The organism is Kosakonia sp. H7A (genome assembly GCF_003028445.1).
Classification (GTDB): domain Bacteria; phylum Pseudomonadota; class Gammaproteobacteria; order Enterobacterales; family Enterobacteriaceae; genus Kosakonia; species Kosakonia radicincitans.
The window spans coordinates 112,108-137,965 of record NZ_PYTZ01000005.1 but is presented as its reverse complement, the minus strand read 5'-3'; the positions used below and the strand labels follow the sequence as shown (position 1 = coordinate 137,965).

The 25,858-nt window shown below is 56.7% G+C and carries 26 protein-coding genes; 16 read left to right on the top strand and 10 right to left on the bottom strand.

What is annotated here, in order from left to right; all coding sequences use genetic code 11:
* Positions 1–25 precede the first annotated feature (25 nt).
* On the top strand, positions 26–1,312 hold the full coding sequence (locus CWM66_RS17695; RefSeq protein WP_007370083.1) for a TRAP transporter large permease: 1,287 nt from the start codon (positions 26–28) through the stop codon (positions 1,310–1,312).
* 80 nt (positions 1,313–1,392) lie between these two features.
* Here the strand turns inward: CWM66_RS17695 and CWM66_RS17690 are convergent, their stop codons facing one another.
* From CWM66_RS17690 to tolC, 3 genes are all read right to left on the bottom strand, one after another.
* A complete protein-coding gene (locus CWM66_RS17690; RefSeq protein WP_007370084.1) occupies positions 1,393–2,553 on the bottom strand; it encodes a glutathionylspermidine synthase family protein in 1,161 nt (386 codons plus the stop codon).
* Between the two features lie 5 nt (positions 2,554–2,558).
* The gene (locus CWM66_RS17685; protein ID WP_007370085.1) at positions 2,559–3,227 is read right to left on the bottom strand and encodes a DUF1190 family protein; all 669 of its coding nucleotides are present in this window, start codon (positions 3,225–3,227) and stop codon (positions 2,559–2,561) included.
* Positions 3,228–3,371: 144 nt separating this feature from the next.
* Complete coding sequence (gene tolC / locus CWM66_RS17680; protein ID WP_007370086.1) at positions 3,372–4,823, bottom strand: outer membrane channel protein TolC; 1,452 nt, start codon at positions 4,821–4,823, stop codon at positions 3,372–3,374.
* Between the two features lie 207 nt (positions 4,824–5,030).
* Between tolC and nudF the strand changes: the two genes are divergently transcribed.
* From nudF to parE, 5 genes are read left to right on the top strand one after another with little or no spacing between them, the layout of a single operon-like run.
* Positions 5,031–5,663, top strand: coding sequence for an ADP-ribose diphosphatase (nudF, locus tag CWM66_RS17675; RefSeq protein WP_007370087.1), 633 nt, complete (start codon positions 5,031–5,033; stop codon positions 5,661–5,663).
* A complete protein-coding gene (locus tag CWM66_RS17670) occupies positions 5,660–6,082 on the top strand; it encodes a DUF1249 family protein (RefSeq protein WP_007370088.1) in 423 nt (140 codons plus the stop codon). The genes nudF and CWM66_RS17670 overlap by 4 nt, the downstream gene beginning before the upstream one ends.
* Positions 6,083–6,106: 24 nt before the next feature.
* Positions 6,107–6,934 (top strand): 3',5'-cyclic-AMP phosphodiesterase, encoded by an 828-nt coding sequence (cpdA, locus tag CWM66_RS17665; RefSeq protein ID WP_007370089.1) that lies wholly within the window; start codon positions 6,107–6,109, stop codon positions 6,932–6,934.
* Positions 6,934–7,509 carry an esterase YqiA gene (gene yqiA, locus CWM66_RS17660; RefSeq protein WP_071921536.1) on the top strand — a complete coding sequence of 192 codons (576 nt, stop codon included), beginning with the start codon at positions 6,934–6,936 and terminating at the stop codon, positions 7,507–7,509. Before cpdA ends, yqiA begins: the two co-directional genes overlap by 1 nt.
* Before the next feature lie 41 nt (positions 7,510–7,550).
* Positions 7,551–9,443 (top strand): DNA topoisomerase IV subunit B, encoded by a 1,893-nt coding sequence (gene parE, locus CWM66_RS17655; RefSeq protein ID WP_035887822.1) that lies wholly within the window; start codon positions 7,551–7,553, stop codon positions 9,441–9,443.
* Positions 9,444–9,488: 45 nt separating this feature from the next.
* Here the strand turns inward: parE and hutG are convergent, their stop codons facing one another.
* The 3 genes from hutG to hutU are packed head-to-tail and all read right to left on the bottom strand — an operon-like array spanning position 9,489 to position 13,216.
* Entirely contained in the window at positions 9,489–10,289 is an 801-nt protein-coding gene (gene hutG / locus CWM66_RS17650) for an N-formylglutamate deformylase (RefSeq protein WP_007370092.1), read from the bottom strand.
* Positions 10,282–11,490, bottom strand: coding sequence for an imidazolonepropionase (gene hutI, locus CWM66_RS17645; RefSeq protein ID WP_090397771.1), 1,209 nt, complete (start codon positions 11,488–11,490; stop codon positions 10,282–10,284). The genes hutG and hutI overlap by 8 nt, the downstream gene beginning before the upstream one ends.
* 49 nt (positions 11,491–11,539) lie before the next feature.
* Positions 11,540–13,216 carry a urocanate hydratase gene (hutU, locus tag CWM66_RS17640; protein ID WP_007370094.1) on the bottom strand — a complete coding sequence of 559 codons (1,677 nt, stop codon included), beginning with the start codon at positions 13,214–13,216 and terminating at the stop codon, positions 11,540–11,542.
* A gap of 85 nt (positions 13,217–13,301) precedes the next feature.
* Between hutU and CWM66_RS17635 the strand changes: the two genes are divergently transcribed.
* From CWM66_RS17635 to CWM66_RS17595, 9 genes are all read left to right on the top strand, one after another.
* Positions 13,302–13,556 (top strand): hypothetical protein, encoded by a 255-nt coding sequence (locus tag CWM66_RS17635; RefSeq protein WP_146159939.1) that lies wholly within the window; start codon positions 13,302–13,304, stop codon positions 13,554–13,556.
* A gap of 127 nt (positions 13,557–13,683) precedes the next feature.
* Positions 13,684–14,781, top strand: coding sequence for an ABC transporter ATP-binding protein (locus CWM66_RS17630; RefSeq protein ID WP_007370096.1), 1,098 nt, complete (start codon positions 13,684–13,686; stop codon positions 14,779–14,781).
* Entirely contained in the window at positions 14,778–15,422 is a 645-nt protein-coding gene (locus CWM66_RS17625; RefSeq protein ID WP_007370097.1) for an ABC transporter permease, read from the top strand. The genes CWM66_RS17630 and CWM66_RS17625 overlap by 4 nt, the downstream gene beginning before the upstream one ends.
* Positions 15,423–15,425: 3 nt before the next feature.
* A complete protein-coding gene (locus tag CWM66_RS17620; protein WP_007370098.1) occupies positions 15,426–16,106 on the top strand; it encodes an ABC transporter permease in 681 nt (226 codons plus the stop codon).
* A 33-nt stretch (positions 16,107–16,139) separates the two neighbouring features.
* Positions 16,140–17,021 (top strand): ABC transporter substrate-binding protein, encoded by an 882-nt coding sequence (locus CWM66_RS17615; RefSeq protein WP_007370099.1) that lies wholly within the window; start codon positions 16,140–16,142, stop codon positions 17,019–17,021.
* 14 nt (positions 17,022–17,035) lie between these two features.
* Complete coding sequence (gene hutH, locus CWM66_RS17610) at positions 17,036–18,595, top strand: histidine ammonia-lyase (protein ID WP_107147014.1); 1,560 nt, start codon at positions 17,036–17,038, stop codon at positions 18,593–18,595.
* Positions 18,588–19,784, top strand: coding sequence for a CaiB/BaiF CoA-transferase family protein (locus tag CWM66_RS17605; protein WP_107147013.1), 1,197 nt, complete (start codon positions 18,588–18,590; stop codon positions 19,782–19,784). Before hutH ends, CWM66_RS17605 begins: the two co-directional genes overlap by 8 nt.
* 11 nt (positions 19,785–19,795) lie before the next feature.
* A complete protein-coding gene (locus tag CWM66_RS17600; protein ID WP_107147012.1) occupies positions 19,796–20,692 on the top strand; it encodes a 3-hydroxyacyl-CoA dehydrogenase family protein in 897 nt (298 codons plus the stop codon).
* Positions 20,685–21,452, top strand: coding sequence for an enoyl-CoA hydratase-related protein (locus CWM66_RS17595; protein WP_079517325.1), 768 nt, complete (start codon positions 20,685–20,687; stop codon positions 21,450–21,452). The genes CWM66_RS17600 and CWM66_RS17595 overlap by 8 nt, the downstream gene beginning before the upstream one ends.
* On the opposite strand, the gene CWM66_RS17590 is transcribed toward CWM66_RS17595, so the two are convergent.
* Together CWM66_RS17590 and hutC are read right to left on the bottom strand one after the other, a co-directional pair.
* Positions 21,449–22,003 carry a HutD family protein gene (locus tag CWM66_RS17590; protein ID WP_107147011.1) on the bottom strand — a complete coding sequence of 185 codons (555 nt, stop codon included), beginning with the start codon at positions 22,001–22,003 and terminating at the stop codon, positions 21,449–21,451. The two genes, CWM66_RS17595 and CWM66_RS17590, sit on opposite strands and share 4 nt — an antisense overlap.
* Entirely contained in the window at positions 22,000–22,761 is a 762-nt protein-coding gene (gene hutC, locus CWM66_RS17585; RefSeq protein WP_007370105.1) for a histidine utilization repressor, read from the bottom strand. Before hutC ends, CWM66_RS17590 begins: the two co-directional genes overlap by 4 nt.
* Positions 22,762–22,871: 110 nt before the next feature.
* Between hutC and CWM66_RS17580 the strand changes: the two genes are divergently transcribed.
* Positions 22,872–24,239, top strand: a complete 1,368-nt coding sequence (locus CWM66_RS17580) for a formimidoylglutamate deiminase (protein WP_107147010.1) — start codon at positions 22,872–22,874, stop codon at positions 24,237–24,239.
* Positions 24,240–24,274: 35 nt separating this feature from the next.
* Here CWM66_RS17580 and CWM66_RS17575 read toward each other — a convergent pair whose 3' ends face one another.
* Positions 24,275–24,883 (bottom strand): alpha/beta hydrolase, encoded by a 609-nt coding sequence (locus tag CWM66_RS17575; protein ID WP_090397778.1) that lies wholly within the window; start codon positions 24,881–24,883, stop codon positions 24,275–24,277.
* 12 nt (positions 24,884–24,895) lie between these two features.
* Entirely contained in the window at positions 24,896–25,852 is a 957-nt protein-coding gene (locus CWM66_RS17570) for a glutathione S-transferase family protein (protein ID WP_107147009.1), read from the bottom strand.
* Positions 25,853–25,858 lie beyond the last annotated feature (6 nt).

Below are 25,858 nucleotides of genomic sequence, written 5' to 3'. Positions count from 1 at the left end.
TCCGATCATCCAGTAAGGAACGTTTATGGATGCATTTATTCTCGTTTTTACGTTAGCCATTATGCTGGCGGTGGGGGTTCCGGTCGCTTATGCCGTGGGGATCAGCGCGGTACTGGGCGCATGGTATATTGATATTCCGCTGGAAGCAGTGATGATCCAACTGACCAACGGCGTCAATAAATTCTCACTGCTGGCGATCCCTTTCTTTATTCTCGCCGGAGCGATTATGGCCGAGGGCGGTATTGCGCGTCGGCTGGTGAATTTTGCTTATATATTTGTCGGTTTTATTCGCGGCGGCCTGTCGCTGGTGAATATCGTTGCATCGACATTCTTCGGCGCAATTTCCGGATCATCGGTTGCAGATACTGCCTCGATCGGCTCGGTGATGATCCCGGAGATGGACAAAAAAGGGTATCCGCGCGATTTTGCTGCGGCCGTAACTGCCAGCGGCTCGGTACAGGCGATCCTGACGCCTCCCAGTCATAACTCGGTAATCTATTCGCTGGCAACCGGCGGCACAGTCTCGATTGCTGCGCTGTTTATCGCCGGGATCCTGCCGGGATTGCTGCTGAGTTTTACTCTGATGGTGATGTGCGTGGCATTTGCCCACAAACGCGGTTATCCGAAGGGAGAGCGCATACCGTTTCGCCAGGCGTTAAAGATTTTTGTTGATACGTTATGGGGGCTGATGACGGTAGTGATCATCATGGGTGGCATTCTCTCGGGGATCTTTACCGCCACGGAGTCAGCGGCAATTGCCTGCCTGTGGGCTTTCTTCGTCACTATGTTTATTTACCGCGATTACAAATGGTCGGAGTTACCGAAGCTGATGTATCGCACCGTAAAAACGGTGAGCATTGTGATGATCCTGATTGGTTTTGCCGCTGCATTCGGCGCGATCATGACCTACATGCAGCTTCCTGCCCGCATCACCGAAGCGTTCACCAGCATCTCAGATAACAAGTACGTTATTCTGATGTGCATCAATATCATGCTGTTACTGATTGGCACGCTGATGGATATGGCACCGCTGATCCTGATCCTCACGCCGGTGTTGTTGCCGGTGACAAATGCGCTGGGGATCGATCCGGTGCACTTCGGCATGATTATGCTGGTCAACCTCGGCATTGGGTTGATTACGCCGCCGGTGGGATCGGTATTGTTTGTCGCCAGCGCGGTGAGTAAACAGAAGATCGAGCAGGTGGTGAAAGCGATGCTGCCGTTCTATGCGATCCTGTTCTTCGTGCTGATGCTGGTGACTTATATTCCGGCGATCTCGCTGTTTCTGCCGAAACTGTTTGGCGTACTTTAGGGATGTCGACTGGGCCTGTAAAAACAAACCCGGCGCGTTTGGCCGGGTTGTTATTGTCACCATGTAGATGCTCTTTTACGTTATTCGGTAAAGATATGCGGATAGAAACGTGACAGATCCTGGGTGATCAGCGCGCGATCTTCACGAATGCCGATTCCTGCGGGTTGATCGTTGATCAGCCAACTGCCGATCAGCGTATAACTGTCGCCGAATTTTGGCAGCGGGTGGAACTGCTGCACAATCATGCCCTCTTCGCCGTACGGCCCTTCAACCGCCTCGACCGTTTTTCCGTTCTCAACGATCGACACATTTGCGCCTTCACGGGAGAAAATCGGTTTCACGACGTACTTTTCCATTTGCGGATAATTGTCTTCGGCAAAGTACGCAGGCAGCAGATTGGGATGATTGGGGAACATCTCCCATAGCAGCGGCAACAGCGCTTTATTGGAAATAATGCTCTTCCAGGCGGGTTCCAGCCAGCGAACACCGGCATCTTCCAGCTTGGTGGAGAACATTTCGCGCAGCATGTATTCCCACGGATAAAGCTTGAACAGGTTGCCAATCACCTGATCCTGAAGGTCGGTAAACTGGCCTTTCTCGCCAAGGCCGATATCCTCGATATAGAGGAACTCCGACGCCAGCTCCGCTTCTGCCGCGCAATCCTGCAAATACTGCACGGTACCGCGATCTTCAACGGTATCCCGGCAGCAGGTGAAGTGCAGCAACTGGAAACCATGCTGCTCGCGAAGCTCGGCGAAACGCGCAATGAGCTGCTCTTGCAGGCTGTTGAATTGATCGCTGCCCGTTGGCAAGTTTCCGGCGTTAAGCTGGTCTTCCAGCCAGATCCACTGGAAAAAAGCGGCTTCATACAGAGACGTTGGTGTATCTGCATTATTCTCCAGCAATTTGGGTTCGCCCACGCCATCCCAGGCGAGATCGAGACGCGAATAGAGCGACGGTTGCTGCGTTGCCCAGGACTGGCGTACAAAGCCCCAGGTGTGTTTTGGAATGCGGAATTTGGCCATCAGCTCGTCGCTGGCAACCACTTTTTCCACCACTTTCAGACACATCTGGTGCAGCTCAGCGGTAACCTCTTCCAGCTTCTCAACCTGAGCAAGCGTCAGCTTGTAGTACGCTTCTTCACACCAGTACGGTTCTCCGTACATGGTGTGAAAATTAAAACCATATTCGGTGGCTTTTTCGCGCCAGTCCGGGCGTTCGGTAATTGCGATTCTTTCCATGACCATCAACCGCCCATCGAGCGGGTCGGCGTACCGCTTACGCGGCGCTGCATCGTGTTCTGCTTCGCAACAGACTCACCAAAGCCGCCACGGGTCACCGTGGTTGTGGTCGCCGGTTTTGGCGCCATCGCTGTTTTCGGTACGGTCATGGTGCGGCCCGGCTGCGCTGCGCCATAGCCTTTACCGGATGCATCAGTGTACTGGCCGTAAGCCGGGCTTGCCGGATTACGCGAGCTGAACAGCGGCTGCTGGGCAAAACCTGCGCCACCGCCCATCAGGCGGCCCATCATATAGCCCGCCATCAGCGGCATCCAGAAGCTGCCGCCGGACTGTGCCTGTGCCTGATTTTCCGGCGTCATGCCCGCCTGAACCGGCGTCTGCTGGCACTGGCCTTCACCGAATTCTGCCACGCAGTCTTCGCGCGTCGCGTATTTCGGCGCCGTACGCTCAGCTTCTTTCAGCGCGTTGTTGTACGCGGTTTTACACTCAGCGCTTTTCCCCGGGTTTGCCGACGAACAATCGTCCGCATTCTGGTACAGGGAAACCGTTTCGTCGCTTTTTTCACAGCCTGCCAGCATGAAAACGGCAGTCACCGCCAGTGCGACAGGTGTTAAATGACGTGCGCTCCAGCTTTTGCGGAACGTCGCGTGTTGGATGTTTTTTGTCCGTTTCATTGTTATCTTCCTGGATCCCAAAGGCATATGTAAAACGCTCAGGATAGAGGATGAGTGGTTGAAGTTAAAGCGAGGAGGGGAGGCCTTTACGTTGCCTTACGTAAAAACGGGGGCTGGATTGCCCCCGTTGCGGATTGGTGCTGATTAGCGTTTAACGCTGGTGCGTGCTGCGGCAGGCTGTACGTTGCCGTTGAAGTTATCAACGCTTGCATCCTGCTGCGGGTTCTCCGGTGCGACGCTTTCCGGTGTCGTGGAGACGTTTTTACCCAGCGAGTTGTTCAGCGCCTGCAAATCCTGCTCGTTCAACGTACCCAGCGCTGATTTGATATTCAGCTCATTGATCAGGTAGTTATAACGTGCGCTGGAGAGCTGCTGTTTGGCGTTATACAGCGTGGTGGTCGCATCCAGCACATCAACAATGGTACGCGTACCCACGGAGTAACCTGCTTCCATCGCATCCAGGGAGCTTTGGGCAGAAACAACCGCTTGTTTGTAGGCGTTGATGCTGCTGATAGACGCGTTCACGTTGTTGAAAGAGGAGCGCACGTTCTGTACGACGCTACGATGCGCGCTTTCCAACTGTTCGCTTGCGCCAACAAAGTTGTACTGCGCCTGTTTAACCTGTGACGTTACCGAACCACCGCTATAAAGCGGCAGGCTGAAGCTCAGGCCAACAGAGTTCTGACCGATGTCCCGATCCGCATAGGAGGAGGAGGAAACTGCGTTGCCACGTGTCGCGGAACCGCTGTATTTGGTATTCGAAACGCTGGTGGACGCCGTTAAATTAAGTGTTGGCAGATGGCCGTCCTGCGCCTGGCGGATTTGCTCACGCGCCAGATCCTGGCTCAGACGCGCCTGCAGCAGCGTCAGGTTACGGCTTTCCGCTTCCTTCAGCAGAGCGTTCACCGGTTTCGGTTTGTCGGTTTTAAAGCCGTCGACATTCAGTGACGCCAGCTCCGGATAGTAGTTGCCGGTAACCTGACGCAGTGATTCCAGGGCATTGTCGAGGTTGTTGCGGGCGGTCACTTCGTTCGCCAGCACGCTGTCATACTGGGAACGGGCGTTCTGTACGTCGGTAATGGCGACCAGGCCAACGTTAAAACGCTGGGTGGTTTGATCCAACTGACGGTAAATCGCCTGTTTCTGCGCTTCCGTGTAGGAGAGCGCATCAATCGCGCTCAGCACGTTAAAATAGGCAGTCGCCGTGTTCAGAATCAGGGTTTGCTGATCGGTTTGCCAGGTGACATCCTGAATGCCAGCCGTTTTTTCTTGCAGCGTCAGCGCGCGCCATTTCGACATATCAAAAATAGTTTGCGTCAGTTGCAAAGAGCCACTGGTTACATTCGAATCGACACCATTACTATCACGAAAGCCATTGGTATACGTATAATCAGCGCCCAAACCGAGCTGAGGTAATAAAGGGCTGCGCGCTTCATTAATTTTCTCAAAGGCGGCATCGCGATCAGCGGCGGATTTACGCAGATCCGGGTTACTCAAACGAGCCTGCTGGTATACCTGAAGCAGGTTTTCTGCCTGGCTCATGGTGCTGAAACCGGTGAGGCTCAGACCGATAAGGAGGGAGAGCAATTTCTTCATTTGCATTCCTTGTTGTGAAGCAGTATTAGCGCTGGTCTAAATTGGGAAAAATAATCGCCGATTCTAGCAGAAACGGGCATCGCCTCAGCTTGGCGTTCCGTGCCATTGGCATAAATTTGCACCAATGTACCATATAGCGCTTGCAACAGTAATTAAACGGGTCTGAAATCCAGATTTTTGTCATTATTTTCGAATGAGATGCCGCCAATGAGTAAGCCAATATCACCCGAAATGACTTTCACAAAAAACGATGTAGAAATTATTGCACGAGAAACACTCTATAGCGGTTTTTTTTCGCTTGATCTTTACCGCTTTCGCCACCGTTTATTCAATGGTGAGATGAGCGGCGAAGTACGTCGTGAAATTTTTGAACGCGGTCACGCCGCAGTCTTGCTACCCTTTGACCCAGTGCGCGACGAAGTTGTGCTGATCGAACAGATCCGTATTGCGGCATTCGATACCAGCGAAAGCCCATGGCTGCTGGAGATGGTCGCCGGTATGATTGAAGAGGGCGAAACCGAAGAAGACGTTGTGCGCCGCGAAGCTGTTGAAGAGGCGGGGTTAACCGTCGGGCGCGCAAAAAAAGTATTGAGCTATCTGGCAAGTCCTGGCGGCACCAGCGAGCGTTCCGCCGTCTTTGTCGGTGAAGTGGATGCCACTCAGGCCGAAGGTGTTCATGGTCTGGTGGATGAAAACGAAGATATTCGGGTTCATGTGGTGAGTCGGGAGCAGGCTTACCAGTGGGTAGAAGAGGGGAAAATCGATAACGCAGCATCTGTCATCGCCCTGCAATGGCTGCAACTGCATCATGAGAGCTTACGAAACGAGTGGAAAAAATGAAGCGCTATACACCTGACTTCCCTGAAATGATGCGCCTGTGCGAAACCAATTTCGCTCAGTTGCGTCGTCTGTTGCCGCGTAATGATGAAGCGGGCCAAACGGTGAGCTATCAGGTGACTAACGCACAATATCGGTTAACGATAGTAGAAGCGACGCGTTATACGACGCTGGTGGAAATTGAACAGACGGTGCCTGCCGTGAGCTACTGGAGCCTGCCGTCCATGACGGTGCGCCTGTACCACGACGCGATGGTCGCTGAAGTGTGTTCAAGTCAGCAGATCTTTCGTTTCAAAGCGCGTTATGATTATCCTAATAAAAAGTTGCATCAACGCGACGAAAAGCATCAAATTAATCAGTTTCTGGCCGATTGGCTACGTTACTGTTTAGCACATGGAGCAATGGCGATTCCGGTTTGTTAGCGTCATGAAACCTAAGGACACCATTTGGAAAGCCTGTTAAACCTCTCTCTGGCCGGTGAGTCCAGAGTCAGGGTCTTACAAATTACTGATTCTCACCTGTTTGCCGAAAAGCACGAGACGCTGTTAGGGGTCAATACCTGGGAAAGTTATCAGGCGGTACTGGAGGCTATCCAGGCCCAGCAGCGCCCTTGCGATCTGATCGTCGCCACCGGCGACCTGGCACAGGATCACTCCGCTGCGGCTTATCAGCATTTTGCTGAAGGCATCGCAAGATTCACTGCGCCTTGCGTCTGGTTACCGGGTAATCACGATTTCCAGCCCGCCATGTACAGCGCGTTGCAGGATGCGGGAATATCACCGGCAAAACGCGTATTTATCGGCGATCATTGGCAAATTCTACTGCTGGATAGCCAGGTGTTTGGCGTCCCTCATGGCGAACTGAGCGAATTTCAGCTTGAGTGGCTGGAGAATAAACTCTCCGACAGCCCGGAGCGGCACACTTTGCTGCTGCTTCATCATCATCCGCTGCCATCCGGTTGTAGCTGGCTCGATCAGCACAGCCTGCGTAACGCGGGCGAACTGAATAATGTGCTTCAGCGCTTTCCGAAAGTGCGCCACCTGCTGTGCGGGCATATTCACCAGGAGCTGGATCTCGACTGGAATGGCCGCCGCCTGCTGGCGACGCCGTCAACCTGTGTGCAGTTCAAACCGCACTGCGCTAACTTTACGCTCGATACCATTGCACCGGGATGGCGCTGGCTGGAGCTCTATGATGACGGAACGCTGCATACCGAAGTCTGCCGGCTGGAGAGCACGCAGTTCCGCCCCGATACGGCTTCAGAAGGCTACTAATGTCCACTCTTCTCTATCTGCATGGCTTTAACAGTTCGCCGCGTTCGGCGAAGGCCACGCAGTTGTCGCAATGGCTGTCGCAGCACTATCCCGACATCAACGTGCTGGTGCCGCAATTGCCGCCTTATCCCGCTGCTGCAGCTGAATTGCTGGAGTCGCTGGTGCTTGAGCAGGGCGGGCGGCAGCTTGGCGTCGTCGGATCGTCGCTGGGCGGTTACTACGCAACCTGGCTCTCGCAATGCTTTATGCTGCCAGCGGTGGTGATCAACCCGGCTGTGCGTCCGTTTGAGTTACTGGCCGATTACCTCGGCAATAACGAGAATCCCTACACTGGGGAACAATATGTGCTAGAGTCTCGCCATATTTACGAGCTCAAAGTGATGCAAGTTGACCCGCTTGAAGCGCCGGATCTTATCTGGCTGCTGCAACAGACCGGGGACGAAGTGCTCGATTACCGCCAGGCGGTGGCCTATTACGATGCCTGTCGCCAGACTGTAGAAGAGGGCGGGAATCATGCCTTTGTGGGCTTTGAGAATCATTTCACACAGATTATCGATTTCCTTGGGCTGCATTGAGCCAACAGGGAAACGATGCGGTCACTATCTACGAACAAACCATGACGCAATCCTATAACGCTGATGCCATAGAGGTACTCACCGGGCTTGAGCCGGTTCGCCGCCGTCCGGGGATGTACACCGATACCACTCGCCCGAACCACCTCGGGCAGGAAGTCATTGATAACAGTGTCGATGAGGCGCTGGCGGGGCACGCCAAACGCGTGGAGGTGATCCTGCACGCCGACCAGTCGCTGGAAGTTATCGACGACGGGCGCGGCATGCCGGTGGACATTCACCCGGAAGAGGGCGTTCCGGCCGTTGAGCTGATCCTCTGCCGCCTGCACGCGGGCGGTAAATTCTCAAATAAGAACTATCAGTTCTCCGGTGGCTTGCACGGCGTTGGCATTTCCGTGGTGAACGCCCTGTCGCGTCGCGTGGAAGTGCAGGTTAAACGTGACGGACAGATTTATAGCATTGCGTTTGAAAATGGCGAAAAGGTCGAGGATCTGCAGGTTATCGGTACCTGCGGCAAACGCAATACCGGGACCAGCGTCCATTTCTGGCCGGATGAGTCCTTCTTTGATAGCCCGCGTTTCTCGGTTTCCCGCCTGACGCATCTGCTGAAAGCAAAAGCCGTACTCTGCCCCGGCGTGGAAATTATCTTCAAAGATGAAGTGAACAACGCCGAGCAGCGCTGGTGTTATCAGGATGGCCTGAACGACTACCTGTGCGAAGCGGTCAACGGCCTGCCGACGCTGCCGGAAAAACCGTTTATTGGCAATTTCTCTGCTGAAACCGAAGCGGTGGACTGGGCGCTGCTGTGGCTGCCGGAAGGCGGTGAGCTGCTGACGGAAAGCTACGTCAACCTGATCCCGACCTTGCAGGGTGGGACGCACGTTAACGGCCTGCGCCAGGGGTTGCTGGATGCCATGCGCGAGTTCTGCGAATACCGCAATATTCTGCCGCGCGGCGTGAAGCTTTCGGCGGAAGATATCTGGGAACGCTGCGCGTACGTGTTGTCGGTAAAAATGCAGGATCCACAGTTCGCCGGGCAGACTAAAGAACGCCTTTCTTCTCGTCAGTGCGCCGCGTTTGTCTCCGGCGTGGTGAAAGATGCGTTCAGCCTGTGGCTGAACCAGAATATTCAGACTGCTGAACTGCTGGCCGAAATGGCGATTTCCAGCGCCCAGCGTCGTATGCGCGCCGCCAAAAAAGTGGTGCGTAAAAAGCTGACCAGCGGTCCGGCGCTGCCGGGTAAACTGGCGGATTGCACCGCGCAGGATCTGAACCGTACCGAGCTGTTCCTCGTGGAGGGTGACTCGGCGGGCGGCTCCGCTAAGCAGGCGCGCGATCGTGAATATCAGGCGATCATGCCGCTGAAAGGTAAAATCCTGAACACCTGGGAAGTCTCTTCGGACGAAGTGCTGGCCTCGCAGGAAGTGCACGACATTTCCGTGGCGATCGGCATTGATCCGGACAGCGACGATCTCAGCCAGCTACGCTACGGCAAGATCTGTATCCTCGCCGATGCGGATTCCGATGGTCTGCACATTGCCACACTGCTGTGCGCGCTGTTCGTGCGTCACTTCCGCGCGCTGGTGAAGCATGGTCACGTCTACGTGGCGCTGCCGCCGTTGTACCGTATCGACCTCGGCAAAGAGGTGTATTACGCGCTGACGGAAGAAGAGAAAACCGGCGTGCTGGAGCAACTTAAGCGCAAGAAAGGCAAACCGAACGTGCAGCGCTTTAAAGGGCTGGGCGAGATGAACCCGATGCAGCTTCGTGAAACCACGCTCGATCCGAACACCCGCCGTCTGGTACAGCTGATCATCAGCGATGAAGATGAGCAGCAAACCACCGCCATGATGGATATGCTGCTGGCCAAAAAGCGTTCCGAAGATCGCCGCAACTGGCTGCAAGAAAAAGGCGATATGGCCGATATCGAAGCCTGATAAAACCCATCACGAAAAAGGGATGCTTAGCGCATCCCTTTTTACTTAGCGGCTCAGGTTCTGTTCGCCCCATGCAAGCGCCGTGTTTATCAGGGCGCTCAGCAGCTCGCGAAAGCGTTCGCTCTTCTCTTCGCAGAACGCAAAGCTCGTCTCATCCATGTAGCAGCACTGCGCCACTTCCAGTTGTACCGCATGAATGTTCTGTTGCGGTGCGCCGTAATGGCGGGTGATATACCCGCCTTTAAAGCGGCCGTTGAGCACTTTGCTGTAGTGCGGAAACGCCTCGCAGCAGTCCAGCAATGCGCGGCTCAGCTCCGGCGCGCAGCTTGCCCCATCGGCAGTGCCGAAATTCAGATCCGGCAGTTTGCCTTCAAACAGACGCGGAACCACCGATTTGATGGAGTGCGCATCCCACAGCAACGCGTAGCCAAAGGTATCACGCAACCGCGCCAGTTCCTGCGCCAGCGCCTGGTGATAAGGCTGCCATACGTTGTGCAAAATGGCGGCTTTCGTGGCGTCATCCGGCGCTTTGCCCGCTTCGAACAGCGGCTCGCCGTCAAAAAAAGTCCCCGGAAACAGGCCGGTGGTGGCCGTGCTGTATAGCGGTTTGTCATCCGCCGGGCGGTTTAAATCCACGACATAGCGGGAATACCTGGCGCTCAACACACTGGCGCCAAGCTCGCGAATCGGCTGATACAGCAGCGGAATATGCCAGTCCGTATCCTCCAGGCGCTGCGCCCGCGCAGTAAGACCGCGGGCGATCTCCGGCGTCAGGTGCGTGCCAGGATGGGGCATGCTGACCAGCAGCGGCAGCCGACCCTGATGTAATTCGAATCCGTTAGTCATGCCACACTTCCTCCCCCTGATAAATAACCTGTTTCGACAGCGTTCCACCCAGCCAGTAGCTGAGTTCTGCCGGATGAGCAACATCCCACGCGACAAAGCTGGCCTCTTTACCTGCCTGTAGCGTACCGCAGCGATCGCTGATACCTAATGCGCGGGCGGCATGACAGGTCACTCCCGCCAGCGCTTCTTCAGGCGTCAGACGGAACAACGTGCAGGCCATGTTCATCATCAGGCGCAGAGACAACACGGGCGACGTGCCGGGGTTCAGATCGCTGGAAATGGCCATCGGCACCTGGTGCTGGCGCAGCAGCGCCACCGGTGGCTGCTGGCTCTCGCGTAAAAAGTAAAAGGCACCCGGCAGCAGAACAGCTGTGGTGCCATGCTCCGCCATCAGCACGATATCCTCTTCACACAAATACTCCAGATGATCGGCGGAAAGCGCGTTGTAGCGGGCGGCCAGCCCTGCGCCGTGCAGCAGTGAAAGCTGTTCGGCATGCAGTTTTACCGGTAAGCCAAGTTGCTGCGCTTTATGGAAAACCCGTTCCACTTGCTGCGGTGAAAAGGCCAGATGTTCACAAAAAGCATCGACCGCATCGACCAGCCCTTGTGCGTGCCAGGCGGGCAGCCAGTGCTGGTAAATCTCATCGATATAGTCGTCGGCGCGCCCCTGATACTCGCCCGGTAATGCATGCGCCGCGAGACAGGTGCTAAAGATAGTGAGTGGCATTTCTGCGCCAAGCGCGCGGATCACCTGCAACATTTTGCCTTCATCGGCAAAGCTGAGGCCGTAGCCGGATTTGATCTCAAGCGTGGTAACGCCATCTTTGCGCAGCGCGTGAATGCGCTTGCGGGCGCTTTCCAGCAGTTGTTGCTGGCTGGCGTTGCGGGTGGCATTCACGGTACTGATAATGCCACCGCCGGCTGCGGCGATCTCCGCGTAACTCGCGCCGTTGAGACGCATCTCAAACTCCTGGCTGCGATCGCCGCCAAATACGCTGTGGCTATGGCAATCGATTAGCCCTGGCGTAACCAGCCGTCCGTGCAGATCCACTTCACGATCAATCGCATCGTCCGGCTGCGTTCCCTCTTCGCCCAGCCATACAATGCGCGGGCCATCGGTGATCATCGCCGCGTGTGGAATCAGGTTATATTTGCCCGCTTCCATGGTGGCAATCTGGCAGTGACGCCATAAAATGCGCATCCGCGTTCTCCCGTCATGGTTCGGCGCGGCCATCGCCGCGCCGCCGGTTTTACTTTGCAATCATCGGCAGGTTGAGGCCGTGCTCTTTGGCACAGGCGACAGCGGAATCATAGCCTGCATCGGCATGGCGCATCACGCCCGTCGCCGGATCGTTATGCAGTACGCGGGCGATACGTTCTGCCGCTTCATCCGTGCCATCGCAGACGATAACCATCCCCGAATGCTGTGAGAAGCCCATGCCGACGCCGCCGCCGTGGTGCAGGGAAACCCAGGTTGCGCCGCTGGCAGTATTAAGCAATGCGTTCAGCAGCGGCCAGTCGGAAACTGCATCGGAACCATCTTTCATCGCTTCGGTCTCGCGGTTCGGGCTGGCAACGGAGCCGGAGTCCAGGTGATCGCGGCCAATGACAATCGGCGCCGAGACTTCACCGCGACGCACCATTTCGTTAAACGCCAGCCCCAGACGCGCGCGCTGCCCCAGACCCACCCAGCAAATACGTGCTGGCAGGCCCTGGAAACTGATGCGCTCTTTCGCCATATCCAGCCAGCGGTGCAGATGCGCATCATCCGCGATCAGCTCTTTCACCTTTTCATCGGTGCGATAGATATCTTCCGGATCGCCGGAGAGCGCGGCCCAGCGGAACGGCCCGATACCGCGGCAGAACAGTGGGCGAATATAAGCGGGTACAAAACCCGGGAAATCGAAGGCGTTGCTGACGCCCATCTCTTTTGCCATCTGGCGAATATTGTTGCCGTAATCGAAGGTTGGGATGCCCTGCTGCTGGAAGGCGAGCATCGCTTTAACGTGCTCCGCCATTGAAGCTTTCGCCGCCTGAATCACTACCGCTGGCTCCGCCTTCGCGCGTTCGCGATACTCTTCCCACTGCCAGCCAATCGGCAGATAGCCGTTCAGCGGGTCGTGGGCGCTGGTTTGATCGGTCACGATATCCGGACGAACACCGCGTTTAACCAATTCCGGTAAGACTTCCGCCGCATTGCCGTGCAGCGCGACAGAGATAGCTTTGCCTTCGCGGGTGTAGCGTTCAATACGCGCCAGTGCATCATCCAGATCCGTTGCCTGCTCATCCACATAACCGGTACGCAGGCGGAAATCGATGCGGGATTGCTGACACTCAATGTTCAGCGAGCAGGCGCCCGCCAGCGTGGCGGCCAACGGCTGTGCGCCGCCCATACCGCCCAGACCAGCAGTCAGCACCCAGCGACCAACCAGTGAACCGTCATAATGCTGGCGACCCGCTTCGACGAAGGTCTCATACGTGCCCTGAACGATCCCCTGGCTACCGATATAGATCCAAGAGCCAGCGGTCATCTGGCCGTACATCGCCAGCCCTTTAGCGTCCAGTTCGTTGAAGTGCTCCCAGTTAGCCCAGTGGGGAACCAGGTTGGAGTTGGCGATCAGTACGCGCGGCGCATTGCTATGGGTTTTAAACACGCCGACCGGTTTGCCGGACTGCACCAGCAGCGTTTCGTCATCGTTAAGCTGTTTCAGCGCTTCCACCATTTTGTCAAAGCACTCCCAGTTACGCGCTGCCCGTCCAATCCCCCCGTAAACCACCAGCTCTTTCGGGTTTTCCGCGACTTCGGGATCAAGGTTGTTCATCAGCATGCGCAGCGGCGCTTCGGTCAGCCAGCTTTTCGCATTCAATGTCGTGCCGCGCGGCGCTCTGATCTCAACATCACGATAACGGGAAAATTCACTACTCATGCGGTTTACCTTCTTTGTTTGATAGCGGAATAAATGCTTACTGATGTTGTCTTGTATATACATGATAAGCACATATGGTGCCACTTTGATCGATTTATTTATTATCTATATAAAACAGTTAGTTGTAATTATCTGTTTTTTGCGTGGTGTTGGGGGAAGAGATTTTAGCGCGCTTTACTGCACTATTATTGTGCTTAACGGCAGAAAAACGATCATTTTAAGTGCATTCATGCGCTGTTTTATGGCGAGAGAGCAGGGCAATAAAGCAGGACTAATCCGCCAGGTTAGACTGATTTTAGTAACGAAATATAATTATCTTATTGTTTTTGATGAATTTTAATTTATCGATATATGTTGCAATTACGTTATGGCACATGGCTTGCAAGTTGTACATACAAGGATATACATAAAGCATTTTTGCATCGCCGTCATAACGGGACGGCAAATGATGACCATAAGGCGTAACGATGATTACTTTCAACAATGTGACCAAGCATTACGACGACGGTACCGTCGTGGTCGATGGCCTGAACTTTGTCGCGCCAGGAGGCAAAATTACCGTGCTGGTAGGGCCGTCGGGCTGCGGCAAAACCACCTCATTACGCATGATCAACCGGCTGGTCGAACCCTCTTCCGGCACGATTTTGCTCAATGGCGAATCCACCGCGCAGATGGATGTGGTGCAGTTGCGTCGGCGCATTGGTTACGTGATCCAGAATGCCGGGTTGTTCCCGCATAAAACCATCATCGATAACATCGCTACGACCGCCATTCTTAATGGCGCGGCGAAAAGCAAAGCCAGGGCCAGAGCGGCGGAATTACTGGAAGTGGTCGGCCTGGCGCCGCAACTGGCGAAACGCTATCCGTGGCAGCTCTCCGGCGGGCAACAGCAACGCGTCGGCGTGGCGCGCGCGCTGGCTGCCGACCCGGAATTTATGCTGATGGACGAACCCTTCAGTGCAGTCGATCCCGTTGTGCGTGAACAATTGCAGGAAGAATTTCTGCGCATTCAGAAAGAGGTCAGCAAGACCATCATTATGGTCACCCACGATATCGATGAAGCGATGAAACTGGGTGATTGCGTTGCGGTGCTGAAACCCGGCGGCAAGCTGGCGCAACTGGCGACGCCGGGCGAATTGCTGAATGCGCCGCAGAGTGAATTTGTTGCCGATTTCATTGGCCGCGACCGCGGTTATCGCAAACTCAGTTTTCACACCTCCGCACCGCTGACGGCGTTGCAGGCGGAGCCAGCCATCGAAATGGGCGCAACCCTTGCGCAGGCGCGTGGTATCAGCGCGCAGCGCTGGCTGCTGGTGACGCAGCAGGGCAAAGCCTGCGGCTGGTTTGACACGCATCAGCAGGTAGCGGTGATTACGCCGGAGAACGTGAATCTCGGCGCGACGTTTTCTCCGCAGGGCGGCACGCTGCGCCAGTTGCTGGATTCGGCGCTCAGCTCTCCCTGCCATCGCGCTGTGGTGGTTGATGAACAGCTTGCCCCGCAGGGATCGCTGGCGCTGGAAAATGTGCTGGATGCCTGCAAGTCGCTGACGCAGGAGGCGCTATGAGATTTGACTGGCTGTGGGGGCAAAGCGACAGGATCCTCAACCTGCTGCTCTGGCACTGCTATTTGTCGATTACGCCGATCCTGATCGGCCTGCTGCTGGCGATCCCGGTGGGCTGGGCGGTTAATAACCTGCCGAAAGTGAAAGGGATCGTGCTGAACCTGTTCGGCTTGCTGTACACCATTCCTTCGCTGGCGCTGTTCGTGCTGCTGCCGCCGCTGCTGAATACGCAGATTCTCGACCCGATCAACGTGGTCGTGGCGCTGACCATTTACAGCTTCGCGCTACTGGTAAGAACCGTGTGCGACGGGCTGGATTCCGTTGCCGAAGATACCCGCCAGTCCGCTTTCGCGCTGGGGTACAAACCGCTACAGCAATTTTTGCAGATCGACCTGCCACTTGCCGTGCCGGTGATCGGTTCCGGGCTGCGCGTGGCGGTGGTTTCTAACGTCAGCATTGTTTCGGTGGCTGCGCTGATTGGCGCACCGCAGTTAGGTTCGCTGTTTACCCAGGGCTTTCAGCTTCAGTTCCTCACCCCGATTATCGCCGGGATTGTGCTGTGCATCGCGCTGGCCTTCATTCTGGATTGCCTGGTGGTGGCGATAACCCGTTCTTTAAGCCGCTGGCAACCACAAAGGGGATAACTGATGAGTGAATGGTTTCTCGATCTCAGCCACTGGTATGGCGACGACGGCATTGTGCCACTGCTGTTGCAGCATATCGGTTACAGCGCTGCGGCGCTGGCGATTGCCGTTGCCATTGCTTTTCCGGTCGGCTGCTATACCGGCCATACCGGGAAAGGGGAGGCGCTGCTGATTGGCACCACCAACGCCCTGCGTTCGCTGCCCTCTTTTGGCCTGATTATTTTGCTGGTGATCCTGCTGGCGGGTTATTTCGAATCGGATATGGCCTTTGTTTTGCCCTGCATTATCGTGCTGGTGGTGCTGGCGCTGCCGCCAGTGGCGCTGGGCGTACATGCCGGGATCCGTTCTGTCGATCCCAGCGTGCATGACGCGGCAAAAGGGATTGGCCTGACGCCGCTTCAGGTGCTGTTGCAGGTCGAGTTGCCCTGCGCAATGCCGCTGATACTCTCCGGGATCCGCAGCGCCGCACTGCAAATTGTCTCCACCGCGACCATCGCGGCATATGTTTCACTCGGCGGCCTGGGACGATTGATTATCGACGGGCGTGCCGCCAACGACTTTGCGCAGATGACCGCCGGGGCCATCCTCGTCGCGCTGCTGGCATTGATCATTGATCTCTTTTTTTCGCTTTCAGGGAAAGTCGTGGTTTCACCGGGCATCACCCGGAAAACCAAAAACCAGTGATGTTGAGTCCTTTAATTACAGAAGGTTAATAAGATGATTAAGAAACGCTATTTAACGTTGTTCAGTGCCGCGCTGCTGTCTGTCGCTTCTTCTGTCTGGGCTGCTGATGCCGGCCAGAAAGTGATTATTGGTTCGGCGGATTTTCCGGAAAACCAGCTGCTGGCGACCATCTACGCCGGGGCGCTGGAAGCACAAAATATTCCAGTTGAGAAAAAACTCAATATTGGTAGCCGTGAAGTCTATATCCCGGCGCTGCTGGACGGTTCCATCACCGTGATCCCGGAGTACAGCGGCGCGCTGCTGAGCTATCTGGATGCGAAAAATGAAGCGCACAGCTCGGAAGATGTGGCAAAAGCGCTGGCCGCTAAGCTGCCGGAAAAACTGAAAATGCTCAACACTTCTACGGCGCAGAACAGCGATGTACTGGCGGTAACGAAGAAAACAGCAGAAAAATACAAACTGAAAACCATCGATGACCTGAAGCCTGTCGCCGGGCAATTAGTGCTTGGCGGCCCGGCGGAGTGGAAAACCCGTCATGAAGGCGTTCCCGGCCTGCGTGAAGTATACGGCCTGAATTTCAAAACTTTCAAGGTGCTGGATGTCGCTGGCCCGCTGACGCTGACGGCGCTGAAAAACAACCAGATTCAGGTCGCTGACCTGACTTCCACAACGCCGGAGATCAAAAAAGATCACCTGGTCGCGCTGGAAGATCCGAAGCACCTGTTTGCCGCGCAGAACATCGTGCCGATTGTCGCCAGCAGCACGCTGAACCCGACCATTGAAAGCACGCTGAACAAAATCTCCGCGCAGCTTACCACCGAAGATCTGATTTCCATGAACGAACAGCTTTCTGAGTTCGCCAGCATTGATGATGTGGCGCACCAGTGGCTGGTTAAACACCAACTGAGCAAGTAAGGAACGGCTGCGAGATGACGACGACAACCCGTTCTTCCACGCCGCAGGCGGATGCGGTCACCTTAGGCACTGTTGCCACTACCATTGATGAACTGGTACGCATTGCCGATGGCGCGCCGGTTGTTCTGGCTGATGATGCGCTGGCGCAAATGGATAAGGTCAGCGGCTACATTCACAGCGCGATTGCTGAAGGGAAGGTGATTTATGGTCTGACGACCGGCGTGGGAGACCTGGTGACTGAGCGTCTCTCTGCGGATCAAATTGCCAGCGTACAGCTCAATATGCTGCGCAGCCACGCCTGCGGGATGGGGCCGGATCTGTCGGTGCGGGAAGTGCGGGCGATGATGGCGGTGATGCTGAAATCGTTATTGCAGGGTTACAGCGGCGTCAGCGCTGAACTGGCGCAGCGGATGTGCCTGATGCTGAACCGGCAGGTGACGCCGTGGTCACCTGCCAGCGGTTCCGTAGGGTATCTGATTGCTACCGCACATATCGGCTTATCGCTGTTTGGCGAAGGGCAGTGCTGGTATCAGGGGGAGTTGTTGCCCTCCGCCGAAGCGCTGGCGAAAGCGGGCATTGCGCCACGCATTCCCGGCCCGCGCGAAGGGCACGCGCTGATCAGCGGCACCTACGAAATTACCGCACTGGCCTGTCTGGCGGTGCGGGATTTCGAGCAGTTGCTGCCGGTCGCGGATATGGCAGGCGGCATGTGTCTCGAAGCGCTGAAAGGCAACACCCGCGGCTATGACGCGCGTCTGCATGCTTTGCGTCCCCATGACGGGCAACAAGAAACGGCGCAGATTTTGCGCCGCTTACTGCACGGCAGCGAGATCCTTCAGCGTTACCGCGACCACCGGGTGCAGGATGCTCTCAGCTTGCGCTGCATCCCGCAAATCCATGGCGCAGTGCGCGATCAACTGGCGCACTGCCGTCATATCGTCACCACCGAACTCAATTCGGTGACTGACAACCCGGTATTTTTAATCGAAGACGATGCGCTGGTGATTTTGCCTGGCGGCAACGGTCACGGTGCGCCGCTGGCGCTGGCGCTCGATGCGCTGGCGGTGGCTATCGCGCAACTGAGTACCGCGTCGCAAGCGCGTTCTGACCGTATCACTAACGTGCATCTCAGCGGTTTACCGGCGTTTCTGGTCGGAAAAAGCGGGGCTAATTCCGGGATGATGATCCCGCCGTATGTCGCCGCCGCGCTTGCCGGGGATAACCGCAGCCTGGCGGCGCCCGCCAGCGTACATACGGTTTCCACCTGTGCCGGGCAGGAAGACCATATCAGCATGGGTGTCTCTTCGGCGCGAAAAGCGATGCAGGCGGTGGCAAACGCAGTGGATATCGTGGCTATTGAACTGCTGTGCGCTTGTCAGGCGATTGAATTTCACCGCCCGCTACGCGCCTCGGTGGGGGCGGAACTGACGCTGGCGAAGGTGCGCCAGCAAGTGGCATTTCGTGAAACCGACACGCCGCTGTACACGGATATGCACGCCGTCCGGGATCTGATTGCTGATGGCGAACTGAGCCGCCAGCTCACTTTACTGATTCAGGAGGGAGCTGATGAGTGAAGCCATTAAGCCGCTCAGTGGTGTACGGGTACTCGATCTGTCGCGCGTGTTGGCGGGCCCGTGGTGCGCCTCGCTGCTTAACGATCTTGGCGCTGAAGTTATCAAGATCGAGATGCCAGGCAGCGGCGACGATTCCCGCGCTTTTACGCCGCATATCAACGGCGAGAGCAGCTACTTTATGCAGCTCAACCACGGCAAAAAAAGCGTCACGCTGGATCTGAAAAGCCCGCAGGGCTTAGCGATCCTCAAATATCTGGTCGCCTGTTCGGACGTGCTGGTGGAGAACTTTCGCCCCGGTGTAACCCAGCGGCTGGGGATTGATTATGCGACGCTACAGGCCATCAATCCGCGTCTGGTTTACGTCAGCATCTCCGGTTTTGGTCAGCAAGGCTCGCTGGCGCATAAAGCGGCTTACGACCATATCATCCAGGCGATTGGCGGCATTATGCAGGTCACCGGCTGGGCAAACGGCGAACCCACGCGCGTTGGCGATGCGATTGGTGATGTGGTCGCCGGGCTATATGGCAGTTGGGCGGTACTGGCGGCGCTGCTTCAGCGTGGCATTACCGGCAAGGGCCAGCATCTGGATGTTTCGATGCTCGATACCATGGTGACGCTGCAAATGGTGTCGTTAACCCAGTGGATCGGCGGCCAGCCCAGCGCAGGGCGGCTTGGTAATGCGCACCCGATCAGCGCGCCGATGGACAGCTACCGGGCGCAGGATGGACATATTGTTATTGCCGTCGCCAACGACAAACTCTTCCGCCAGCTTGCCGGCGCAATGGGAAATCCCGCGCTGGTGGACGATCCTCGCTTTGCCAGCGATCCGCAGCGGCTGGCGCATCAACAGCCCTTGCGGGAAGAGATTGAACGCTGGCTGGCAGATAAAAGCGTCAGCGACGCGCAGGCGCTTCTGGATAGCGCTGGCGTTCCGGCCTCGCCGGTGCTGCGCCTCGACCAGATCCTCGACAGTGATTACGCCCACGAACGTGAGCTGGTGAAACAGATCCAGCACCCGCGAGCAGGCGCGATCTCCATTGTGCCGCAGCCGGTGAAAATGAGTGGTGCGCCGGGCGAACCGGCGCTGATCCCGCCGGTGCTGGGGGAACATACGCTTACAGTATTGCGTGAAGTGTTGGGTATGGATGAGGCAACGCTTGCGCAACTGCAAACGCAGGGTGTGATTTAGGGGAGAACAGCATGTCGCAAATTAATAAAGTGGCGGTGATTGGCGCCGGAACCATGGGCGCACGCATTGCTGTCGTCATGGCCCGCGCGGGTTATCGCGTCAGTCTCTATTCCCGCTCGCAGGAAACGCTGGATAAAGCTCAGGCGATCGTTGAATCGCGGGTCGCCCAGGCCGATGTGCAGTACAGCACGTCGCTGGAAAGCTGCCTGGCGGGCGCGGATATGGTGTCGGAAAACGTGGCGGAAGAGGTGGCGCTCAAACAGCATCTGTTCAGCCTCATTGAGCCACAGGTTTCCGCTGACTGCCTGCTGACGACCAATACTTCCAGCGTCTCCATCACGCAGCTGGCATCGGTACTCAGTAACCCGCAGCGGCTGATTGGTATGCACTGGTTTAACCCGGCGGATACCATGCCGATGATTGAAATTGTGCGTGGCGAGAAAACTGCCGACGACGTTTGCCAGCGCGTTCGCGATTTGTGCGCACAGCTTGGTAAAGAGACCATCACCGTGAATCAGGACATTCCGGGCTTTATTATCAACCGTCTGCAATACGCCATGCTGCGCGAGGCGCTCTACCTGGTGAGCGCCGGGATTGGCTCGGTTGAGGATGTTGACCGTGCAGTGCAGCGTACGCTGGCACCGCGCTGGGCGGCGATGGGGCCAATGAAACTGATGGATTTCGCCGGGCTGGATACGGTTGAGAAAGTCGCCGGGATATTGCTGCCCGCGCTGGATAACAGCACGACGCTGCCGCCCTGGCTGCTGGAGAAAGTCGCCGCGAAACAACTGGGGGTGAAAAGCGGGGAAGGCTTTTATTGCTGGGACGGGCAAAGCGCGGCGGCGGCAATGCGTCACCGTGAAGCGATCGTCACCAGCCTGACGGCAAGGGGTACAGACGATGAGTGATGTTGTGTGCCGTCATGAAGATGCCGTCGCCGTGGTGACGCTGAACCGCCCGCAGAAATATAACGCCCTGACCGCAGAGATGCTGGATGCGCTGGTCACCACGCTTCAGCAGCTTGAGCAGGATCCGCAGGTGCGTGCCATTGTGCTGTTGGGCGGCCCGAAGGCCTTCTCCGCCGGGGCAGATACCGGCACGCTGGCGTCGGCTTCCGCCATCACTTTATGGCGCAGCGGTTTTAGCGAGAAATGGGATCGCATTGCCGCCATCGAAAAACCAGTGATTGCTGCCGTTTCAGGTTATGCGCTCGGCGGTGGGCTGGAGCTGGCGCTGCTGTGCGACATTATTATTGCCGACACCACGGCACAGTTTGGGTTACCGGAAAGCCACATCGGCATTATTCCCGGCGCCGGAGGCACCCAGCGGCTGGTGCGTGCGGTAGGGAAATCACTGGCGATGGAGATGCTGCTTTGTGCCAGACGCATCAATGGCGAGGAGGCGCGCCAGGCGGGGCTGATTAGCCAGTTGGTTCAGCCTGACGAACTGGAAACGCAGGCACTAAGCGTTGCGCGACAAATCGCCAAAGCCGCGCCGCTGGCGGCCGCGATGATCAAAAAAGCGGTGCTGGCCAGCTACGAAATGCCATTAAGTGCGGGAGTGGCTTATGAGCGGGCGCTCTCGGCGTTGATTGCCGATAGTGAGGATCGTGCCGCCGGGCTGGCGGCGTTTCAGAACAGGCTGACGCCACAGTTTAGCGGGCGTTAACGGGATGTCAGCGTCACGCAGGCGAAAAGCGTGTCGCTGCCTGCGTGGACGGCAACCGTCGCCGGGTTATCAATTAGCAGGCTGTCGTAATGTTGCAGAGTATGGCGTTCACCCTCGACGATAACATCAAGTAAATTCCCGGCATTGAACAGCAGCATTGTTCCCTGTTGATGTTGCCATGCGCCATCACGCAGCCAGCGCACTGTTGCCTGAGTGGTTTCACGGCGATAAATCACGTTGAAATCGAGTAACGGCCCGCCGACAACCTCGCAAAACACCTCGCTGTCGCCGTTGAAATCCGTCGCCTGAAACGGTGGAATTAACGCGCTGCGCTGGCCATCAACCGTCAGAAACATACCTTCGCCTTCCAGCACGCTGATATTTCGCAGGTAACCGGAGAAACGTGAGAACGCACCGTCTTCGCGGATCGTTGCAACCGATATACGCCAGTCATACTGTTCGCTGGCGGGAAAACGGCACACTTCACGGGTGACGCCCAGGCCATTTTTCCAGCGCATCTCAGCGTAGCCGCTATAAGGTAGGCGCTTCATTTGCGCATACTTCCTTCCAGGCGGTAGCGCGAACCGGGATAGACCAGGCGCACGCTGGTGACGATTTTTTTGTCCTGACGACCGGTCCAGGTGCGGCGGTTCACTTGCAGGCAGGGGGTGTGCTCATCAATTTCCAGATAAACGCACTCGCTGCGGGGCACGTTCACGGCTTCGATTATATGCTCGCCCTCGACAATCGGCGCGATGGAAGAGAGATAGGCATTCGGGGTGATACGGGTGAAATCCTGTTGCAGATAGTCCGGCACAATCAGCGCATTCACCAGCCTGTCTTCCAGCATCACCGGAACGCCGTTTTCATAATGGCAAATTAGCGAATGGAACAGGCGGCTGCCTTTCGGCAGATTAAAAGCCAGCGCTTGCTGGGCATCTGCATGCAGTTGGGTCAGCTCCAGCACTCTGGCGTGATGGCGATGGCCGCGGCTGGCAATCTCATCGGCAATGTTGTTAATTTCCAGCAGCGCCGACTGCCCGCGCACTTCGGCGACAAAGGTGCCCACGCCCTGCATGCGCACCAGCAGCCCTTCGGCGGTCAGTTCACGCAACGCGCGGTTAATGGTCATCCGGCTATAGCCAAACTGACTGACCAGCTCGCTTTCGGAAGGCACACGGTAGTTCACCGGCCAGGCACCGCTGTGGATATTGGTTTTGATCATGCTCTTCACCCTTTCATAAAAAGGGGCGGGCTGATCGAGATGCGTCTCGCTTGCGGCTGCTTTAAAAATTTCGCTTTGCTCCATTAACCCTTTCCTCGGCCGGATGACCGTTGAAGTTTACTCTACGCACAATTGGATGTATATATATAAACATGTATATACATCTTAAATAACGGCAGGCGGTGAGGGGATATATGACGGTATATTTCGCGGCAAAAGCATTGTTGCCGCAGGGCTGGGCGGAGAATGTCCGCATTACGGTTTCCGCACAGGGCATCATCACCGCGCTGGAAAGCGGTAGTCAGCCAGACGACAATACGATTCGCCTGGACGGTTTCCTGGTGCCGGGCATGCCAAACCTGCATTCGCACGCCTTTCAGCGCGCAATGGCCGGGCTGACCGAAGTGGTGGGCGATCCAGCAGACAGCTTCTGGACATGGCGCGATTTGATGTACCGGCTGGTGGATAAAATCACCCCCGAGCAGCTGGAAACCATCGCCAGCTATCTGTACATCGAAATGCTGAAAGCTGGTTATACCTCGGTTGCCGAGTTTCACTATTTGCACCACGATCGCGGCGGAAAACCTTATGCCCAGTCTGCCGAGCTGGCGTTGCGTATTTCGCAAGCGGCGAAAACGGCGGGCATTGGCCTGACGTTACTGCCGGTGCTTTACAGCTTCTCCGGATTTGGCGGGCAGCCAGCGACCGCCGGGCAGAGCCGCTTTATTCACGATACGGAAGGCTATCTCGCGCTACATGAGGCGCTGACGTCGCAGCTTGCCGCTGAGCCGATGCAGCGTACCGGGCTGTGCTTCCACTCGCTACGGGCCGTTACGCCGGAGCAGATGCAGCGCGTGCTCAACGCCTGCCCGCAAGCGCAGCCGGTGCATATTCATATTGCCGAGCAGCAAAAAGAGGTCGATGACTGCGTGGCATGGTCCGGGCTGCGTCCGGTAGAGTGGCTTTACCAGCATATGCCGGTGGATGAGCAGTGGTGTTTGATTCACGCCACGCATCTTACGCCGCAGGAAACCCAACAGATTGCCGCTTCCGGCGCAGTGGCGGGCCTCTGCCTGACCACCGAAGCCAATCTTGGCGACGGTATTTTCCCGGGGCCGGACTATCTTGCGCAGCAGGGGCGCTGGGGGATTGGCTCCGACAGCCATATCAGCGTCAGCGTCAGCGAGGATTTGCGCTGGTTTGAGTACGGGCAGCGGTTAAACAAACGGCGGCGCAACTTGCTCCATCTGCCGGATGAACCTTATATCGGCAATGTGCTGTATCAGGGTGCATTGCAGGGCGGGCGCCGCGCGCTGGGGCAGGCGATTGGTCAACTGGCGACCGGCCATCGCGCGGATATGCTGTTGCTCGACAGCCGCGATCCTTTCCTTGCTGCCGCAGGCGATCGTGAACGTCTGAATCGCTGGATTTTCGCCTGTTCGACGAACCCGATAAAAAGGGTGATGACCGGAGGACGCTGGGTGATTGAAGCGGGGCGTCACGCGCAGGAAGAACAGGTGACAGCTGCGTTTATCAAAGTCATGCAGCAACTGGTGGCGTAAGACAAGGGATGCCGGGCGGCATCCCTTTTTGTCTCTTAATCTACGCGGTTAAGCAGCGGCAGCAGGAAGTTCGCTGCTTTCATCGCGCCGTTCGCCGTAATGGTGTGCGGCACGCCAGGCTCAAAATAGGTATCAACATCGACACCCGCTGCGCCAAGCTGTTCGGCAGCATGCTGGCTCTGCTGATAGTGAATCACCGGATCGCTCGCTCCATGCACCAGCAGCACCGGCGTGTGCGGCGCAGGCTGCCATGGCTGTGCCGAGGCCAGACGACCGGAAAACGCCACCACCGCTGCCAGCGGCCACCGGGCGTTGACCAGCGCATCCAGCGACATAATCGCCCCTTGCGAAAAACCGCTCAGCACCAGCTTGTCTCGTCCGGGCTGCACATCGTGTTTCTCCAGCAGGCCATTAATAGTGGCGTTAAAGGCACTGCGGGCTTCGGCAATCCGCGCGGCGCGCGTTTCATCGGTGATGCCGTTAACGCTGAACCACTGGAAACCCGGCCCCATATCAAAAGGCGACGGCCCGTCCGGCGTGGCGATAATCACATCGTCGAGAGTTTGCGACCAGTATTTCCCCAGACCTTGCAAATCCGAGCCACGGCTACCGACGCCATGCAACAGCACAATCAATTTTTTCATTATCGCTTCCTGTCACAGCCCGTAAGCGCGTAAATCCGGCCCTTGCGGAACAATACCATTGGGGTTGAGGGCTTTAATCGAGTAATAACCCTGCTTGATATGGTCAATATTCACCGTCTCGCGAATACCAGGAACTGCCAGCATCTCGCGCAGATAGCGATCCAGATTCGGATACTCCGTCAGCTTACGAAGATTGCATTTAAACAATCCGTGGTAAGCCGCATCGAAGCGAACCAGCGTGACGAACAGGCGAATATCTGCCTCGGTAAGCTGCGTGCCGCACAGGAACGTGCGCTGGACGAGGTGGTTTTCCAGCTTATCAAGCTGGCTGAACACATCGTTCACCGCTTCTTCGTAACTCACCTGGGTGGTGGCAAAACCTGCGCGATAGACCCCGTTATTGAGGTTCGGGTAGATCTCCGCATTCAACTGGTCGATCTCATCGTGCAGGTGCGCCGGATAGAGATCGACCGCGTTATTTGCCAGCGAACCAAAGCCGCTGTTCAGCATACGGACAATGTCGGCCGACTCGTTATTGACGATGGTGTGGGTTTGCTTATCCCACAGCACCGGCACCGTTGCGCGCCCGGTAAAGCGCGGGTCGGCGCGGGTATAGAGCTGGTGCAGCCATTCGGCCTGATTCAGTGTGTCACGGTCGGCGCCTGGGTAGTCGCCAAAGTGCCAGCCTTCATCCAGCAGCCACGGTTCAACCACTGACACGCTGATCACCGATTCCAGCCCTTTCAGCTTGCGGGCAATCAGCGTGCGCGAGGCCCAGGGGCAAATGAGCGCCACATACAGATGGTAGCGGCCAGGTTCGGCGATAAATCCGCCTTCGCCGGTGATACCGGGCGCCCCGTCCGGGGTCACCCAGTGGCGAAAGCTGGAGGTCTGGCGAACAAAACCGCCTTTCTCGTCGGTGGCCTGAACCGGGTGCCAGTCGGCCGTCCATTTACCCTCAATCAGCATGCTGCC